Source organism: Lentzea sp. NBRC 102530 (assembly GCF_030269365.1).
In the GTDB taxonomy this organism is placed as follows: Bacteria; Actinomycetota; Actinomycetes; order Mycobacteriales; family Pseudonocardiaceae; genus Lentzea.
This window is the reverse complement of sequence record NZ_BSTF01000005.1, coordinates 490,778-507,106: the sequence shown is the minus strand read 5'-3', so window position 1 is coordinate 507,106 and position 16,329 is coordinate 490,778. Positions and strand designations below refer to the sequence as shown.

Genomic DNA, 16,329 nt, shown 5'->3' with positions numbered 1-16,329 from the left:
ATTCACCTCGCTGATCCAGTCACCTGCGGTGTCCTCGTCCCCCGGAGGAGGGGGCTCGGATGGGACGAAGGATCGGTGGGTACGGCGGCGGGTCTGATCCCGGCAGCAAGGCGGGTGTGGTGGTGGTCGCCGGCGCGCTGGCGTTGTCGGTCGCCGCGGGCGGCGGCCTGTCCGGTGGCGGCGCGGCGGTCGAGTCGACGAGCCCGAACCTCACCAAGGCCAGGTCCGAGGGCAAGAAGTCCGCTCGCAACGGTGATGCCGACGGCGCCTGGCGTCAGCTGAACATGCGTACGTTGAGACGCACGGCCAAATCCGCGCTCGAGTGTGTGTCGCACTCTCACGGTCAGGTGCGCGACCACTTCGCGCGCAATCCGTGCAAGTCGCTCGACCGCACCCTCTTCGCCGTAGGGGACGGCAACAACAACGTCGTGGTCGTGTCCGTGGCATGGGTCGGGTTCAAGAACCGCAGCGACGCCACGGCGTTCAAGAAGCTGATCGACGTCCACGGCACCGGGGACGTCATCCCGCTCGCCACGCCGTTGCTCGACATGGCGGACATCAGTTTCAGCGGCCTGCACTACGCGTCACGCCCGGACGGCGCGACGATCGTGATCGCCGAGACGGAGTCGGCGTCCGGACAGGTGAGCGGCGAGACCCTCGATGCCATCGCCGACGTCGCGAGCTGGCTGCCGCGTTAGGGGCAACGGCAGATTCACCTCCTTCAGGTCGACGAGGTCGAACGACGCGTCGTCACGGGTGCTCGCGGCGTCCTTGACCCATCGCGTCACATCCACAAGGTCACGAACCTGGCGGAGGACCTGACCGCGTTCGGCAGGGCCATGAGCGTCGAGGTCTGGCAGGAGTGCCCGTGTTCCTGACCTGATGTCGAGAAACGGCGAGGGGCGACGACATGGGGTCATGGACACACGCATCGACGACTACATCGCAACCTTGCCCGAGTGGCAGCAGGACATCTGCCGCCAGGTGCGCGCGCTCGTGCACAAGGCGGACCCGGACGTCGAGGAGACCGTCAAGTTCACGAACCGGCCGTACTTCGTGCTGGACGGCAACGTCTGCGCGTTGCTCGGCACCAAGGACCACGTGAACGTGATGCTCTACGACAAGGCGATCGTCCCGGACCCGCACAACATCATCACGAGCGGCCACGGCAACAAGACCGCGCGCATGATCTCCGTCTACCGCGACCAGGCGATCAACGCTCCGGCGCTCGTCGAGATGTTCCGCCACATCATCGCGAACAACCGTCAGCGCAGGAGTGTCAGAGCGCGTCGGTAGCCTCAGCACGCATGGAGGTCGTGATCTACACCGACGGCGCGTGCAGCCCCAACCCCGGACCTGGCGGCTGGGGTGCCGTGTTGCGCTACGGCGAGCACGAGAAGGACATGTACGGCGGTGACATCGGCCCGACGACGAACAACCGCATGGAACTGATGGCGCCCATCATGGCGTTGGAGAGCCTTACGCGCCCGTCCGTCGTGAAGCTCTACACGGACAGCACGTACGTACGGAACGGCATCACGTCGTGGGTGCACGGCTGGAAGGCGAACGGCTGGCTCACGAAGGCGCGCGAGCCCGTCAAGAACGCCGACCTGTGGCGCCGGCTGGAAGAGGCCGCCGACCGGCACGAGGTCGAGTGGCACTGGGTCAAGGGGCACGCGGGTCACCCGGAGAACGAGCGCGCCGACCGTCTCGCCGTGCGCGGCGTCGAGGAGGTCACGGGCCGCACGGTCGAGCAGCCCGGCGCGAAGCCGAAGAAGCCCGCGAAGCCCCGGCAGGCACGCGAACTGAGCGGCGAGGCGTGTGGCGCGCCCACGAAGAAGGGCACACCCTGCCCGATCACGGCCGGTACCAACGGTCTCTGCCACATCCACGACCCGGGGTTGCAGTGCGGCGCGCGGACGAAGAAGGGCACGCCCTGCACCATCGCGACGGGCGGCGGCCGCTGCGAACACCACCAGGACGCGCTCGAACTGTTCAGCTGAGCACACGCGGTTCAGGGTCGGCCGCCGGCTGTCACCGCAGCACCTTCGCCAGGCGCGCCACGCCTTCCGCGATCTCGTCCACCGTGTTGGAGGTGAACGACATCCGCAACGTCGCGTGGTCCGGCGTCGTCGCGAAGAACGGCGCACCGGGCACGAACGCCACGTCGTGCCGTAGCGCTTCCTTCAGCAGCACGGCGCTGTCCACGTCGCCGGGCAGGCGCAGCCACACGAACATGCCACCGTCGGGGTCGCTCCACGTGGTGCCGCCGGGCATGGCGGACGGCAGCGCGGCGATCATGGCGTCACGGCGCCGGCCGTACTCGGCGCGCAACCGGAGAACGTGGGCGTCGAGGTCGTTGTGCGCCAGGTAGGAAGCCGCGGCTGCCTGGTCCACCGTGGAGGTGTGGAGGTCGGCGGCCTGCTTGACGATCGTCAGCGTGCGCAGCAGGTCGGCCGGGGCGCGCAGCCAGCCGAGGCGCATGCCGGGCGCGCCGATCTTCGAGAAGCTGCCGAGGTAGATGGTCCGGTCGCTGGTCGAGGCGAGCGGGGGCACCGCCGCACCCCGGTAGCGGAGTTCGCCGTACGGGTCGTCCTCCACGATCCACAGGTCGTGCGCGGCGGCGATGCCGGCGATCTCCGCGCGGCGTGCCGCGGACAGCGTGCGGCCGGTCGGATTGGCGAAGGTCGGCACCAGGTAGAGCAACGCGGGGTTCTCCGCGGCCACGACCTCGCGCAGCGAGGACGGGACGAGGCCGTCGGCGTCGCTCGCGACGGGCACGATGCGCGCGCCGGTCATCCGGAAGCACTGCAGCGCGGCGAGGTACGTCGGTTCCTCGACGGCCACCACGGCGCCGGGGCCGAGCATCGCGGTGGCCACGAGCGCCAGTGCCTGCTGCGAGCCGGTGGTGATCAGGACGTCCGGGGTGGGCAGGCCGCCGGTCGTCAGGCGGGCGGAGATCAGCGCGCGGAGTTCCGGGTTTCCTTCCGTGGGCGCGTATTGGAGCACGGACCGGTCGCGCAGGGCGAGGTCGTAGGCGGCGCGCACCCCGTCCAGGTCGAACAGTTCGGGGGCCGGAAGCCCGCCGGCGAAGGAGATCACCTCGGGGCGGGACGTCAGCGCGAGCAGGTCGCGCACCGGAGAACTGGCCACGGGGAGGGTGCGGTGCATGGACCGCACGGTAATCCGGGGCCGCCCGGAACCGGACGCCGTTTCTCGACCAGTGGTACCACTGGCGCTTATATTCCAGCAGAGCTATGTTGCCCGCATGGCATCCACGTTCGCCGTGCTGGCGGATCCGAGGCGCCGGGAGATCCTCGACCTGCTGCGGGAACGCGAGCGACCGGTCGGTGACCTGGTCGACCGGCTGACCCTCGCCCAGCCGACCGTCTCGAAGCACCTCAGGGTGTTGCGGGAGGCCGGGCTGGTCGAGGTGCGCATCGACGCCCAGAAGCGCTTCTACCGGGTGTCGGCGGGGCCGCTGGCGGAGCTCGACGCCTGGCTCGCGCCGTACCGGCGGATGTGGGAGAAGAGCCTGGACGCACTGGAACGACGACTCGACGAGATCGAAGGGGACTGACCCGTGGACGCCGAACTGCAGATGATCGAGGGCAAGCCCGTGCTGCGCTTCGAACGCGCGCTGCGGCACTCGCCGGAGAAGGTCTGGCGGGTCGTCACCGAACCCGCCGAGATGAAGCACTGGTTCCCGGCCGAGGTGGAGATCGACGGCACGAAGCTGCGCTTCACGTTCCCCGACGCGGCCCCGGTGGACGCCGACGGCGGCGAGGGCGAACTGCTGGAGTCCGACCCGCCGAAGGTCTTCGCCTTCCGCTGGGCGGGCGACGTGCTGCGCTTCGAGATCCTGCCGCGCGACGAGGGCTGCCTGCTGGTCTTCACCGCCGTCGTCACCAACAAGCTCTCGGTGGGCCGCGACGTCCCCGGCTGGATCACCTGCCTCGACGCCCTGGAGGCCCACGCCGACGGCGCGGAGTTCGAGCCGCCGACGGAGTGGTTCTCCCGCATCGAGCACTACGTCAGGGAGTTCGGCCTCGACGAGGGCACCGACGAACCCGAGGGCATCCGGTTCGTGCGCGACCTCGTCTGGGCGCCGCTGGACGACGCCTGGCAACTCCTCACCGAAGGCACCGAAGACACCGAGGACGCCGTGCCCGCTCAGGCAGCTCACCCCGGCCTCACGCCGGGCAGGGTCACCAGGGCCGAGGCACCGCGCGTGCTGGAGTACGAGTGGCTGCGCGACGGTGAGCCGCGGGGCAAGGTGCGCTGGGAGTTCGAACACGTCCCCCTGCAGGGCACCACGGTGACGCTGACGCAGGAGAACGCCCACGGCCCGGAGGCGCTCGCGGCGTGGCACGTGCGCCTGGAGCTGTTCTTCGCGGCCACGCAGGGCGAGATCCGCGGCCCGTGGCCCGCGGACAGGGAAGAGGAACTGGCCAAGCGCTACGCCGGACGCTGACCGGCGCAACCCACCGGACGCGGCCGTCGCGCAACGGCCGCGCCGCGGGGTCAAGCGTGCTGCACGCGGTCGACGAGGCACGCCCAGTCGGGCACGCACCGCCTGCCGAGCCGTTTCGCCGCACGGAGTTCGTGGGCGAGCACGGCCAGCCGGCGGTCGCGCGGATCGGGTGCGAGGTCTTCGAGCCGTTGCACGTCGGCCGCGCTGAGGCGGAAGCTGACGAGCTTGGTCGAGTCGATCTTCGCGATCGTCCACCAGCAGGTGGCCGCCGCGTAGTCGCAGCCGAGCCTGCGGAACAGCTCCTCGGCGACGAGCAGGTCGCGCACCGCCTCGGACTTCTCGCGGGTGGCGAGGAGCAGGTCGGCGCGCACCTGGTGGGACCGCGCGACCACCTCCGGGAAGTCCGCGGTGGCGATGACGCTGCTGACGAACTCCTTGCCCTCGTTGTACTTCCGCGCCGCGAGGCACAGGCGTGCCTGCAGGACGGTGAGCCAGTGGTACGGCTCGGTGCCGGGGGTCAGCAGCCCCTCGGCGATGCCCGCGCTCTCCCCCGCACCGGCGAGCAGGTCGCGTTCACCGGTCATCTCGTACCGCAGCAACTGCTTCTCCGCGTGCAGCGAGGCGCACACCCCGACCTCCTCGCTGGTGGGTCCGCAGATGGAGCGGTAGAGCGTCGTGGCGAGGATCAGCAGGTGCTCGCAGTTGCGCAGGTAGAACTCGCGGTCGTACGGCATCGCCTCCATCGCCATGTGCAGGAACACGCGCGCGTGGGCGCGTTGGCCGCGGGCGGCGGTCGTCAGGTCGCGGTACTTCTTCGCGATCTGCGTGCCCTCCTCGGCGACCGACGCCGCCTGGCTGAACCTGTGCTCCCGCAGCAGGTGCCAGGCCTTGCCGGACACGAGGACCTTGGCCATGAGGGCGCTCTCCCCCTTCAGCGGCAACGTCGACGAGAGCGTCTTCAGGCACACCTGCGACAGCCGGCTGACCAGCCGGACGTCGCCGTGCGCCTTGGCGACGGCCACCACCGAGTCGAAGGCCCTGGCGAGTTCGAGATCGCCTTCCCCCTGTTCCACCAGGTCGTGCGCGAGCCGGTAGGCGAACGCGGACGACGGCGGATGTGCCTCCAGAGCCGCCAACGTGACGCGACTGCGGTGCACCCCCTGTTCCACCTGCATGACCTCACCCCCGTTCTCCACGACCTCGAGCGCGCCCAGACTGCGCACCAGCTCCTCCTCGCCGTGCAACGTGCGGGGATCGAAGCGGTGGATCACCAGCTGCTGCAGGACGGACGGCAGTGCGTTCGCGTCGATGTCGGGCGGCACCACGGGCAGGACGGCGCAGCCGTTCGCGCCACCGTGGTGGTAGATCTTGTGCCGCACCAGGCCTGCCTCGTAGCGCACTCCCCTGCGCTCGAGGAAGTCGTTGGACAGCAACGCCTTCAGGTAGTCGTCGGACACGATGACGAGGACCGTGCGGTCCCGGACGGCGGTCTCCATCCAGGCCGGAATGGACAGTGGGTGGATGATCGTGAGATCGCCGTCCCACAGCACGTCGAACCCGCGAGAGCGCAACGCCCCCACGACCGCGGAGGCGGCCGGGCCCCCATCGCTACTGCTGTAGCTAACGAATATGGCCATCGCAGCGACCTCTCCCGTGATGGACAACGAGGGGGTGGGTGCGATTTCTGGTGTCATTGCACATGGTGCGCCTCCTGCGGGTGTGGTCGCGCGCCGGTCGGCGAAGACCGGTGTGGCGAGGTCCAATCACCCGAACGGGACCTGGATGGCGGCACTCATCAGGGGTCGAACGTCATAGGCTTGCCTACGGCGACATCGCCTCGCCTCAATGGACTGGGGTTCGGTTGTGGGTTGCCATCGGACGGGTGGCTGTTGGCGCAGCCACCCGCCCGGCCATTGCGATTCAGGCCCCTCCTAGTTCCTTGAGTCGTCGGTCGATCACGTCGGGCGTCTTCTCCGCCGGCAGCGCGAAGCCCTCCAGCTGGATGAAGTAGTTCAGGAACTCCTTGAGCTCCGGCCCGGACGTCATCAGCTCGTCGCGGCCCGGGTGTTCGAGCAGCAGAGCGAAGTCCTCCTCCCCCTCGGAGAACTCCAAGATCGAGAACGAGCCCTTCATCGCCGGGTGGATGCCGGCGGAGAACGGCAGGATCTGGACGGTCACGTGGTCCAGCGCCGCGACCTCCCCGATCCGCATGAGCTGGCGGCGGAGCACACCCTCGTTGCCGATGACGCGGTGCAGCACCGACTCGTCGAGGATGATCGAGATGTCGGGGCCGTCCGGATCCAGCACCGACTGGCGGTGCATGCGGATCTCGACGCCCCGCTCGACCACCGCGTCCGTGTTTCCATAGCTCTTCACCAGCGCGTGCGCGTAGTCCGGGGTCTGCAGCAGTCCGGACACCACGTTGAGCTGGCTCTGCCGGATGCGGACGGCGGCCGTCTCCAGCTCGACGAACTTGGCGAACTGCTCGGTGAACGATCCCCGGTACTTCTCCATCCACGCCGACTTCGACTGCCGGATCGCCCTGGTGATGCCCACCAGTTCGGCGACCCGGTCGTCGTCACGCACCCCGTAGTGGAAGAGGAGCGCCTGCACGTCGGTGACGGAGATCTTGTTCTCCCCCTTCTCGATCCTGATCAGTTTCGAAACGGACCAGTCCATCGCGTCGGCCACTGCCTGCTGACTGAGACCAAGCTCGTCCCGCGTCTGCTTCAACTCACTGAGCAGCCGCTTCTGCAGCACGACAGGACTTTCCTTGCGGGGCAACGCGCCACTCCTCAATCTGCTAGGTAGCAGAATGGTAGCCCTCAATTGGAGGGGCTCCACAATGGTTGACCACCAATTGACCAATATCAGAGGGAAAGATCGCAGAAAGCGGCGCTGCAGATCAAATCGAGACTCCGTCCGAGTGGACGGATTTCACCCGTTCGGCGTCTTCACGAACGGGCAAGCAGGAGGAACGCGTGCCAGGCCTCCGGCGAAACCGCCAAGCGCTCGCCAGCGCGGTCCTTCGAATCCCTCAGCAAGATCACTCGGCCGTCACCAGCGCACTCGACGCAGTCACCGCTGGCTTGACCGCTGTACGAACTGCGTTTCCACGTGAGCTCCGCCGCCATCGTCGCCCTCCCGGCAAGGTCCCCGACCCGACAAGGCCACACCTGAGCCTAATTCCGGCAAGTTGATCGAGACACCGCCAGAGGTGCGCCATCCAGTAGACAGAAAGGCGTCAGTTCAAGGACACGCGCACGGAGAACCTGTTGACATGACATGCAATCAGAGCGTGGCGAAGCGGTCAACGCCCACGCCGCTGATCAGCAGGCGCTCCTTGCGGTTGCCCGTCAGGCGCTGGGTCCAGTCGACGAAACCGCCGTCGCCGATCTCGACGCCGTCGCGGAACACCTTGAAGCACAAGCCCTTGTAGTACCCGGTCCGCCGGGAGGGGTCGGCGGGCAGCGTTCCCCGCACCACCTCGTACCGCGGATCCAGCACCGTCACACGGAATTCCACGTCACCGCAGGCGGCGCGCAGGTACTCGACGTGCTCGGCGAAGTGCTCGCGTTCGAACGCCAGCGAGCCGCGGTCACGGCCGGCGGACACCGCCGCGAACAACGTGAAGTGCGCGAACCTCCCGGCACCGTGGAAGAGTTGCGCGCGCACCACCCGTTGCACCGCGGCGAGCCGGACGTCGTCAGGGCCGGATCGCCGTCGCAGCGCGGCTTCCAGCGCGAGGGCGTTGGTCGGGTCGGCCGCGACCTCGGTGCCGCGCACGGTCGACACGACGTTGTTCTGGTCCATCTCGGCCACGGCGGAACACGTGCCGAGCGGCGCCAGCGGCGCGAGGCCCAGCACCGAGAACGACGGCGGTAGCGCGGCCAGCAGCCGGTCCTCGGCCGCGCGCAGCACCGCGAACGGCACCTCGGCCGGCGCGACGAAGCGGTCGGATCGATACTGCCGCACCACGTCCGCGCCCGACCGCGCTCCGGCCCGCCGCCGTGCCAGCGCGAGCAGCAGCGTCGTCAGGTCGCTGCCGGACAGCCCGGACAGGCGGTCCAGCACCTCTTCCCCACCCACCGCACGCAGCACGCGCGCCAGCACACTCATGCCCTCCATGATCCGCGCCACCGCCACCGGATCACGGCGGGCACGCGAGTGGATCACCCGGCTAGGGTCGCAACCATGGACGAGAAGTCAGCGCAGGAGCAGGAAGGCGAACTGTGGGGCCGCAAAGCCGCGCAACGAGCGGCGCTGGGCGCCGGGATGTCCACACCCGCCTGGACGACGGCGCTCGAACGCACCGGCGTCACGCACGGCACCACGGTGCTCGACCTGGCCTGTGGCAGCGGTGAGTTCTGCGCCCTCGCAACAGAAGCAGGCGCGAAAGCAACCGGCATCGACATCTCGCCGACCATGATCGCGCTGGCCCGGCGGGCGAGCACCGCGGAGTTCCGCGAACTACCGCTCGGCCCGCTTCCCTGGCAGGACAACACCTTCGACGTCGTCACGGCGTTCAACGCGCTGTTCTTCGCCGCAGATCCCGACGAGGCGTTCGAAGAAGCGCGACGGGTCAGCAAGGACTACGTGGTCGTGTGCGAGTGGCACCCGGAACTGCCGAGCGACGTGCTCGTGGTCGGCCGGGCCGTGCGCGGCGAGAGCGGACGCACGCGCGCGAAGTTGCCTGAGGCACAGGAGAAAATCACGATCGACATCCCCCAGGTCCATCCCGACGAGGCCACGATGCTGCGCAGCTTCCTGAGCGTGGGCAGCTACCAGCGCATCATCGAAAAGGAAGGTGAGGAGGAAGTCGCGGAAAGAATCAGGGCCGCGACGAAGCCGTACCGAACCGCAGACGGTGTCTACCGGTTCTCGAACAAGTACCTGATGTCGGTGTTCCGCAAAGGTCAGGCGGCGAGCATCTCGTAGCCCGCGTCGGTCAGCGCGGCGGGCCCCGGACGGGTGCTGATCAGGCCCGCGATGCGCAGCCGCAGGCCCGCGAACTGGTCGGCGCAGCACAGGCCGTCGACCAGCAGGGCGGTTCCGGCGATCTCGCAGCGGCCGTCCGCGACGGCCCTGAGAACGGCGCGGTCGCGGTGTGTCAGTGAGTCGGTCATCTTCTTCTCCCAGCGGTGAATCCTCTACTTACTGATACGTCGAACGAGAAGGCTTCGGTTCGACGTCATCGTCAGAGAATTCCGCGCGGACCCCCAGGAGGCGTACCGCCCGGCCGTGTTCGAAGCGGTCCAGCACGACCAGAGCGGCCTCGGCCAGGTCGTCGGCCGAAGACGTCGGCGCGGGCAGCTTCATCAGCCGCACCTTGGTGAAGAACGGCGCGAACCGCACCTTCACGCCCACCCGCACCGCCGGGCGTCCCTCGGCCACGACGTCCGCCGCCACCTGGTGCGCCAGCGCCACGACCTCGCGCCGGACGTCCTCCAGCGACTCCAGGTCCTGCTGGAACGTCTTCTCGTGCGACCGGGACTTCACGACCCACGGCGTCGAGCTCACGACCGTGTCGCCCGCGCCGAGCGCGACGGTCCGGAAGTACGGGCCCATCCGCGGCCCGAACCGGGCGGCCAGCACGTCCGGCGACGCCGACGCCAGGTCCGTCACGGTCTCGAGGCCCAGCTCGGCGAGCTTCTTCGCCGTCTTCGCGCCGATGCCCCACAGCGCGGACGTCGGCCGGTGCCCCATCACCTCGACCCAGTTCTCCCTGGTCAGCTGGAACACCCCGGCGGGTTTGCCGAACTCGGTCGCGATCTTGGCGCGCAGCTTGTTGTCGCCGATGCCGACCGAGCAGTGCAGGCCGGTCGCCGCCAGCACCGCCTCCTGCACCGACCGGGCGAACGCCACCGGGTCGTCCGCGGTGACGCCGACGAACGCCTCGTCCCACCCCATCACCTCGACGACCACCGGGAACGACCGCAGCACGGCCATGACCTCGGCCGACGCCGCCTCGTACAGGGCGTGGTCGACGGGCAGGTAGACGGCGTCCGGGAGCTTCTTGAACGCCGTGCGCAGCGGCAGGCCGGACCGCACGCCGAACTCCCGTGCCTCATAGGACGCCGTGGCCACGACCGCGCGTTCGGTCGGGTCGCCGTTGCCGCCCACCACCACGGGCTTGCCACGCAACGAGGGGTCACGCAGCACCTCGACCGCCGCGATGAACTGGTCGAGGTCCACGTGCAGGACCCAGTCCGCCATGCTGGCCAGAATAGATAATGGGCGGTATGAAACGGTCGGCCGGAATCCTGCTGTTCAGAAACACGACCCAGCTCGAGGTGCTGCTCGGGCACATGGGCGGCCCGTTCTGGGCCCGCAAGGACGCCGGCGCGTGGTCCGTGCCGAAGGGCGAGCACACCGACGACGAGACGCCCGAGGCGGCGGCGCGCCGGGAGTTCGAGGAGGAGCTCGGCCTGCCCGTGCCGGACGGCGAGCTGATCCCGCTCGGCGAGGCCAAGGGCTCCGGCAAGGTCATCACGGTGTGGGCGCTCGAGGGCGACCTCGACCCCGGGGCGGTCACGCCCGGCACGTTCGAGATGGAGTGGCCGCCGAAGTCGGGGCAGCGCAAGACGTTCCCCGAGGTCGACCGCGTTCAGTGGTTCAGCGTGGAGGAGGCGAGCGCGAAGATCGTCTCCGCGCAACGCCCCTTCCTCGAACGACTCACGGCCAGATAGAGCCGACCCACTCCGGGTGGTCGATGAACGGGTTCCGGTTGCGCTGGTAGTCGCTGTAGATCAGCTCGTTGCGCCGGCGCTCGTTCGCGTCCGGCGGGTCCTGCTGGTTCCACTGCTTGAGGACCGAGAGCTTGCCCATGTACGGCGCGGAGCCGTTCGAGACGGAGTTGTTGATCTCCAGGTCCACGTAGCCGTCGTTGCCCTCGTAGCGCACGGCCATGTAGAAGATCATCCGCGCGACGTCGCCCTTCACGGCGTTGCGCGGCTCGAACGAGTCGCCGTCGGCGAGGCTGTCCGGCGCCTGGTGGACGGCCGAACCACCGAGGTCGAAGTCCAGGTTGCCGCGGGCCGCGTTCACCGACACGTCCTCGGCGCGCAGGTGGTGGACGTCCGTGCCGGGACCGGTCGCGGTGCCGAAGTCGCCGTGCGATTTGGCCCAGACGTGCTCACGGTTCCACTGGTCGGCGCCGCCGCCGTTGTTCGACTTCGCGATGGACCTGCCGCTGTAGAGCCCGATCACGTTGGACGGGTTGCCGGGGTCATGGTCGGTGACCTTCAGCGCCTCCCAGACCTGGTCGTAGCTGAGCTTGGTCTGGTTGCGGATGATGCCGTTGAGCGCCGACTTCAGCGCGGCACCCGTCTTGCCGTTGGCGGCCGCGTAGTAGTCACCCGACGGGGGTGGCGTCGTGGTGGAGGTGGTGGGCGGTGGCGTCGTGCCGGAGAAGGCGAACGCCGTCGGCGAGGTCAGGCCGGGGTGCGAGAAGTACGCGCCGAGAGGACCGGTCACGTCGATCTTGCGGCCCATCAGCGACGGGTTCGTCCGCAGACCCCACTGCGTCCGGAACGACGACGAGATCTGCACGTAGAGCATCTTCGCCGTGCTGCTCTCGGACGCCGAGTCGGCCAGCGCGAGCGCGTAGTCGGTGGGGAAGTTCGACTTCACGACGGTGCTCGTCGCCGTCGGCTGGCCGACGACGTACCCGGACACCGTCGCGGTGGTCCCCTGCGACGCGATCGCGGTCGCGACCGTGATGGGCCCTGCTGCGACAGCGGCGGTCGACCCGTACAGGCCGACCGCCGCCAACAGAGCGATGACTAAGGCAAGTGGACTCCACCGCGCCATGAGCACTCCCCGATCGTGTGGATGTTTTGCACACGATCGGTGCACATGGTCAACGCTCGGTTAACGAGTGGTCACGGCACCAGGACGACCTTGCCCGTCGTGCGGCCCGAAGAAACGAGCTCGTGCGCCTTCGCGGCCTCCGCCAACGGCACGGTGTGCTCGATCTGCACCTTGAGCTGCGGCAACGCGGCGAGATCGGCGCCGGACGCGGTCACGCTCAGGAACAGCTCGAACCGGATGCCGAGCGCGGAAGCTCGGTCAACGTCAAAACCCGGGTTGCCGGGAGTGATCGACACGAGCACCCCGCCCTGCTTCAGCACGCGGGCGGACCGTTCGGCGTACTCGCCCCCGATCGTGTCCAGCACGACGTCGACGGGCTCGATCCCGGTGAAGTCCTGGGTGCGGTAGTCGACGACCTCGTCCACGCCCAGCGAGCGCAGGAAGTCGTGCTTGCCGGCCGACGCCGTGCCGATCACGTAGGCCCCGCGCGCCTTGGCGATCTGCACCGCGACGTGCCCGACACCACCGGCGGCCGCGTGGATCAGCACGCGCTGACCAGCCGAAACACCACCGCGTCCGACGAGCGCCTGCCAGGCCGTCAACGCCACCATCGGCGTCGCGCCCGCCTGCTCGACGGTCAGCCACGACGGACGGCGCACCAGGTCGGAGGCGTTCACCACGGCGTACTCGGCGTACCCGCCGCCGGTGCCGGGGAACGTGAGCAGGCCGTAGACCTCGTCACCGGCCTGGAACCCCTCGGCGTCCTGCTCGACGGTGCCCGCGACGTCCCAGCCGAGCGTGAACGGCGGTTCGCCCAGCGCCGGGAACCCGCCGGCACGGATGTAGGTGTCGACCGGGTTCACACCCGCCGCCCCCACCTTGACCAGAACCTGACCAGGTCCGGCCACCGGCGTCGCCACCTCCGCGACCTCCAGCACGGACGCGTCGCCCACGGTCTTCTGCGTGATGACTCGCATGATGATGATCCCCTTCGATGTTCTCGACGGACACCATCCTCTAGTTAGCGCCAACTCATAGAAAGTAGGCACTTGTGAGTGACTAACTCTCCCTGAGGTAGAGATCGCGGAGCAGGGCGACCTCGGCCAGGTGGTGGATCACCTCGCGGTTGATGTGCAACACCAGCGTCGCCATCGGTTCCTCGGCGAACGGTCCCTCGGCCGGTCCGACCGCTTTCGCGAGATCCGCCGTGCGCACCCCGGCCATCCATGTCTCGTACGCCTCGTCCAGCTGCTTCAACGCCTCGTCGGCGCTCTGCGCGAACGGCCAGGTCGCGTAGTCGGCGGGCGGCCCGCCGAAGTGCGACGCCGAACGCATCGCGAACACGCCCACGATGACGTGCGCCATCCGCCACGCGATCGTGGTGACCGGTGCGGGGGAGGGCGGCGGGTACTCCCAGTCGATCTCGTTCGCCCGGACCGTCCACGTGTCCGCCACGGGTTCCCAGAGGTACTCGGCGTCGGTCAGGCCTTCGAGCCGCGGCCGCGCCGCCACGTTCCAGTGGAATTCGAGCTGGTCCGCCAACTGCCTGTTCCAGTCCATGCGGACGACGGTAAATCCGTTTGCGGACAACGACCGCCCTGGAAACACTCCGGCCGTGGAGATTCGCACCTCGCGCCCCGAAGACGTGGACCAGGTCGAGAAGCTCGTGGTCTCGCGCCACGACCCCAGCGACGGCGTCGACGCCCGCCTGCTGATGACCGATCCGGAGGCGGGGTGCGACTGGGTCGGGGTCGCCGACGACGGCGGCCGGATCGTCTCCACCGCCACGCTGATGGACGAGACGGTGACGCTCGCCGGCCGCGACATCCCCACCGGCCAGGTCGAGCAGGTCGCCACCGACACCGCGTACGAGGGCAGGGGCCTGGTGCGCGAGCTGATGGGCTGGGCGCACGACAGGTCCGCCGAGCGCGGTCACCTGCTCCAACTCGTGATGGGCGTCCCGTACTTCTACCGCCAGTTCGGCTACGCCTACGCCATCCCGGTCAGGCAGAACCGCGCACTGCTCAGCAGGCCCGGACCCGTCGCGGGCCACGTGATCCGCAGGGCCACCGAGGCCGACATCCCCGCCCTGCAGGAACTCCAGGACCGCGCCCAGCGGGACGCCGGGCTGCGCATGGGCCACACCACGCCGTGCTGGCGCTGGCTGCTGAACCGCACCGGCTCCCTCACGTGGATCGTCGAACGCGACGGCGTCCCGGTCGCCACGGGCCGCAGCACCCCCGAAGAAGAAGGCGACGTCGTGCTCGGCGAGATCGCGGGCGACGACGACGGCGTCAAGGCACTGGTGGCGGAGCTCCGCCCGGCCGAGGTGGGCGAACGCCACCCGGCGCTGGAGCCGCACCTCGCGCCCAGGAACCCGGAACTGGACCAGGTCATGGTCCGCGTCCCGGACGTCCCGGCCCTGTTCGAGCACCTGCGCCCGGTCTTCGCCGAACGCCTGCGCGGCCACGCGCCCGACGACGTCGTGCTCAGCTTCTACCGCACGCACGTCCGCTTCCACTGGGACGGCGAGGACCTCGGCCCCGGCGAGTGGGGCGGCACGATGCAGGGCCCCGGCGCGCAGGGCGGCGCGGGCATCGCACCGGACCTGCTGGCGCCGCTGCTGTTCGGCCCGCACGGCATGGACGGCCTGCGCCGGATCTTCCCCGACGTCTACCCCGGCCCGAAGAAGGACCTGATGTTGAAGCTGTTCCCGCCGGTCACGAGCGATCTGCTGACCTTCTACCTGCCGTGAACCAGAATAAACCGAGCGCTCGGTCTAGTATTGGCCGCATGACGACGGTGCAGGAGAGCGCGGCGGTCCGTTACGGCATCTGGGTCGCGTGCCCGGTCGCCGGCGCCGCCGCGGCGTGGGGGCTCACGCTGGCAGCCGGGTGGATCACGACGCTGAAGTGGTTCCCGTTCCAGGGGATCTTCGAGACGGTGGCCGGGCTGCCGCAGCCGTGGGTGACGCTGGGGGCGCTCGTCGCCGGGGCGGTCGCGGGCTTCGTGCTGGCGCTGGTCTGGGCGAGCGAGATGCTGTCCGTGGAGGTCTCGGCCGGGCGGGTCACGCTGCGCAAGGACGACAAGACGTTCGACTTCGGCCGCGACCAGGTCGAGTCGGCGTTCGCGGACGGCAAGCAGCTCGTGCTGCTCTCGCCCAGCGGCGCCGAACTGGCCCGCGAGACGTCGGACCTCAGCCGGGCGCGGCTGGAGCAGGCCTTCACCGAGCAGGGCTACCGTTGGCGGCACTCCGACCCGTTCGCGACCGAGTTCAAGATGTGGGTGGAGCACGCGCCCGATCTGCCCGCGGACGTGAACGCGCTGTTCACGGCCCGCCGGAAGGCCCTCTCGAAGTACGAGCACGAGGAGGCCGCGGAGCTGGCGCGGGAGATCCGCAAGCGCGGCGTGGCCGTGCGGGACGAGAAGAAGAGGCAGTACTACAGGTGCGAACGGTAGACCCGGTCAAGCACGCGGAGAAGAAGCGGCACATCACCGACACCGCCGCGGGCCTGTTCGCCCAGAAGGGCTTCGAGCGCACGACCGTCGCGGACATCTGCAAGGCCGCCGAGATCAGCACAGGCAGTCTCTTCCACTACTTCCCCACCAAGCGGGCGATCTTCCGCGAGATCTTCGTGCAGGACGCCGGGGACAACGCCTCGATGCTGGCGAAGGCGCGCGCGCTCGACCCGTGGGACGGCGTCCTGCTGATGGTCGACCACCTGTGCGCGCCCGCGCTCGACCGGGCCGTCGCCGGGCTGGTGCTGGAGGTGGTCGCGCAGGCGAGCCGCGACGCCGAACTGTGGGAACTCGTCGGCCGCAACGAGCAGGTCGTGCGCGACGAGCTGGCCGTGCTGTTCCAGCAGGCGCACGACGCGGGCCGGATCGCGTTGCCGGTGAGCGCCCTGGACGCCGCGAGCTGGACGCAGGGCCTCGTCGACGCGCTGTTCGGCAGGCTGATCGACCCCGACTTCGACGCGGCCGCTCAGGTGAGCACCCTCCGGTTGATCCTTTCCCGATTCGTGGGTGCTGAAGCACCATGA

19 protein-coding genes and 1 pseudogene are annotated in these 16,329 nt (G+C 69.2%); 10 read left to right on the top strand and 10 right to left on the bottom strand.

Annotated elements, in window-relative coordinates:
* Positions 1-59: 59 nt before the first annotated feature.
* The 3 genes and pseudogenes from QSK25_RS16765 to rnhA form a co-directional block, all read left to right on the top strand.
* A complete protein-coding gene (locus QSK25_RS16765) occupies positions 60-698 on the top strand; it encodes a hypothetical protein (RefSeq protein ID WP_285639292.1) in 639 nt (212 codons plus the stop codon).
* Positions 699-918: 220 nt separating this feature from the next.
* On the top strand, positions 919-1,296 hold the full coding sequence (locus QSK25_RS16760; RefSeq protein ID WP_285639291.1) for a DUF1801 domain-containing protein: 378 nt from the start codon (positions 919-921) through the stop codon (positions 1,294-1,296).
* An 11-nt stretch (positions 1,297-1,307) separates the two neighbouring features.
* A pseudogene (rnhA, locus tag QSK25_RS16755) lies at positions 1,308-1,751 on the top strand (ribonuclease HI); the annotation flags it as partial.
* A 283-nt stretch (positions 1,752-2,034) separates the two neighbouring features.
* Here the strand turns inward: rnhA and QSK25_RS16750 are convergent.
* Positions 2,035-3,171: an aminotransferase-like domain-containing protein gene (locus QSK25_RS16750; RefSeq protein ID WP_285639290.1), complete on the bottom strand. Its 1,137-nt coding sequence runs from the start codon at positions 3,169-3,171 to the stop codon at positions 2,035-2,037.
* Positions 3,172-3,268: 97 nt separating this feature from the next.
* On the opposite strand from QSK25_RS16750, the gene QSK25_RS16745 reads away from it, so the two are divergent.
* On the top strand, positions 3,269-3,580 hold the full coding sequence (locus QSK25_RS16745; protein WP_285639289.1) for an ArsR/SmtB family transcription factor: 312 nt from the start codon (positions 3,269-3,271) through the stop codon (positions 3,578-3,580).
* A 3-nt stretch (positions 3,581-3,583) separates the two neighbouring features.
* Positions 3,584-4,474 carry an SRPBCC domain-containing protein gene (locus QSK25_RS16740; RefSeq protein ID WP_285639288.1) on the top strand — a complete coding sequence of 297 codons (891 nt, stop codon included), beginning with the start codon at positions 3,584-3,586 and terminating at the stop codon, positions 4,472-4,474.
* 50 nt (positions 4,475-4,524) lie between these two features.
* Here QSK25_RS16740 and QSK25_RS16735 read toward each other — a convergent pair whose 3' ends face one another.
* The 4 genes from QSK25_RS16735 to QSK25_RS16720 all read right to left on the bottom strand — a co-directional run bounded on the left by QSK25_RS16735 (position 4,525) and on the right by QSK25_RS16720 (position 8,650).
* Positions 4,525-6,111, bottom strand: a complete 1,587-nt coding sequence (locus QSK25_RS16735; RefSeq protein ID WP_285639287.1) for a TIR domain-containing protein — start codon at positions 6,109-6,111, stop codon at positions 4,525-4,527.
* A 283-nt stretch (positions 6,112-6,394) separates the two neighbouring features.
* Entirely contained in the window at positions 6,395-7,258 is an 864-nt protein-coding gene (locus QSK25_RS16730) for a helix-turn-helix domain-containing protein (protein WP_285639286.1), read from the bottom strand.
* Between the two features lie 170 nt (positions 7,259-7,428).
* A complete protein-coding gene (locus QSK25_RS16725) occupies positions 7,429-7,608 on the bottom strand; it encodes a DUF397 domain-containing protein (RefSeq protein ID WP_285639285.1) in 180 nt (59 codons plus the stop codon).
* A gap of 157 nt (positions 7,609-7,765) precedes the next feature.
* Positions 7,766-8,650, bottom strand: coding sequence for a hypothetical protein (locus QSK25_RS16720; RefSeq protein ID WP_285639284.1), 885 nt, complete (start codon positions 8,648-8,650; stop codon positions 7,766-7,768).
* Positions 8,651-8,668: 18 nt separating this feature from the next.
* Between QSK25_RS16720 and QSK25_RS16715 the strand changes: the two genes are divergently transcribed.
* Positions 8,669-9,412 (top strand): class I SAM-dependent methyltransferase, encoded by a 744-nt coding sequence (locus QSK25_RS16715; protein ID WP_285639283.1) that lies wholly within the window; start codon positions 8,669-8,671, stop codon positions 9,410-9,412.
* On the opposite strand, the gene QSK25_RS16710 is transcribed toward QSK25_RS16715, so the two are convergent.
* Both QSK25_RS16710 and QSK25_RS16705 read right to left on the bottom strand, forming a co-directional pair.
* Positions 9,391-9,600, bottom strand: a complete 210-nt coding sequence (locus tag QSK25_RS16710) for a hypothetical protein (RefSeq protein WP_285639282.1) — start codon at positions 9,598-9,600, stop codon at positions 9,391-9,393. The two genes, QSK25_RS16715 and QSK25_RS16710, sit on opposite strands and share 22 nt — an antisense overlap.
* 28 nt (positions 9,601-9,628) lie before the next feature.
* Positions 9,629-10,690, bottom strand: a complete 1,062-nt coding sequence (locus QSK25_RS16705) for a DNA polymerase IV (RefSeq protein ID WP_285639281.1) — start codon at positions 10,688-10,690, stop codon at positions 9,629-9,631.
* 26 nt (positions 10,691-10,716) lie between these two features.
* On the opposite strand from QSK25_RS16705, the gene QSK25_RS16700 reads away from it, so the two are divergent.
* Positions 10,717-11,163 (top strand): NUDIX hydrolase, encoded by a 447-nt coding sequence (locus QSK25_RS16700; protein WP_502881854.1) that lies wholly within the window; start codon positions 10,717-10,719, stop codon positions 11,161-11,163.
* Here the strand turns inward: QSK25_RS16700 and QSK25_RS45580 are convergent.
* The 3 genes from QSK25_RS45580 to QSK25_RS16680 all read right to left on the bottom strand — a co-directional run bounded on the left by QSK25_RS45580 (position 11,150) and on the right by QSK25_RS16680 (position 13,846).
* Positions 11,150-12,286 carry an endonuclease gene (locus QSK25_RS45580; protein ID WP_502881853.1) on the bottom strand — a complete coding sequence of 379 codons (1,137 nt, stop codon included), beginning with the start codon at positions 12,284-12,286 and terminating at the stop codon, positions 11,150-11,152. The genes QSK25_RS16700 and QSK25_RS45580 overlap by 14 nt on opposite strands.
* A gap of 71 nt (positions 12,287-12,357) precedes the next feature.
* Positions 12,358-13,263 (bottom strand): NADP-dependent oxidoreductase, encoded by a 906-nt coding sequence (locus QSK25_RS16685; RefSeq protein ID WP_285639277.1) that lies wholly within the window; start codon positions 13,261-13,263, stop codon positions 12,358-12,360.
* Between the two features lie 82 nt (positions 13,264-13,345).
* Complete coding sequence (locus QSK25_RS16680; protein WP_285639274.1) at positions 13,346-13,846, bottom strand: DinB family protein; 501 nt, start codon at positions 13,844-13,846, stop codon at positions 13,346-13,348.
* A 55-nt stretch (positions 13,847-13,901) separates the two neighbouring features.
* Between QSK25_RS16680 and QSK25_RS16675 the strand changes: the two genes are divergently transcribed.
* Genes QSK25_RS16675 through QSK25_RS16665 form a run of 3 tightly spaced genes read left to right on the top strand, consistent with a single transcriptional unit; the run spans position 13,902 to position 16,329 of the window.
* Complete coding sequence (locus QSK25_RS16675) at positions 13,902-15,041, top strand: GNAT family N-acetyltransferase (RefSeq protein WP_285639272.1); 1,140 nt, start codon at positions 13,902-13,904, stop codon at positions 15,039-15,041.
* A gap of 38 nt (positions 15,042-15,079) precedes the next feature.
* The gene (locus tag QSK25_RS16670) at positions 15,080-15,745 is read left to right on the top strand and encodes a YqeB family protein (RefSeq protein ID WP_285639270.1); all 666 of its coding nucleotides are present in this window, start codon (positions 15,080-15,082) and stop codon (positions 15,743-15,745) included.
* A complete protein-coding gene (locus tag QSK25_RS16665) occupies positions 15,733-16,329 on the top strand; it encodes a TetR/AcrR family transcriptional regulator (RefSeq protein WP_285639267.1) in 597 nt (198 codons plus the stop codon). Before QSK25_RS16670 ends, QSK25_RS16665 begins: the two co-directional genes overlap by 13 nt.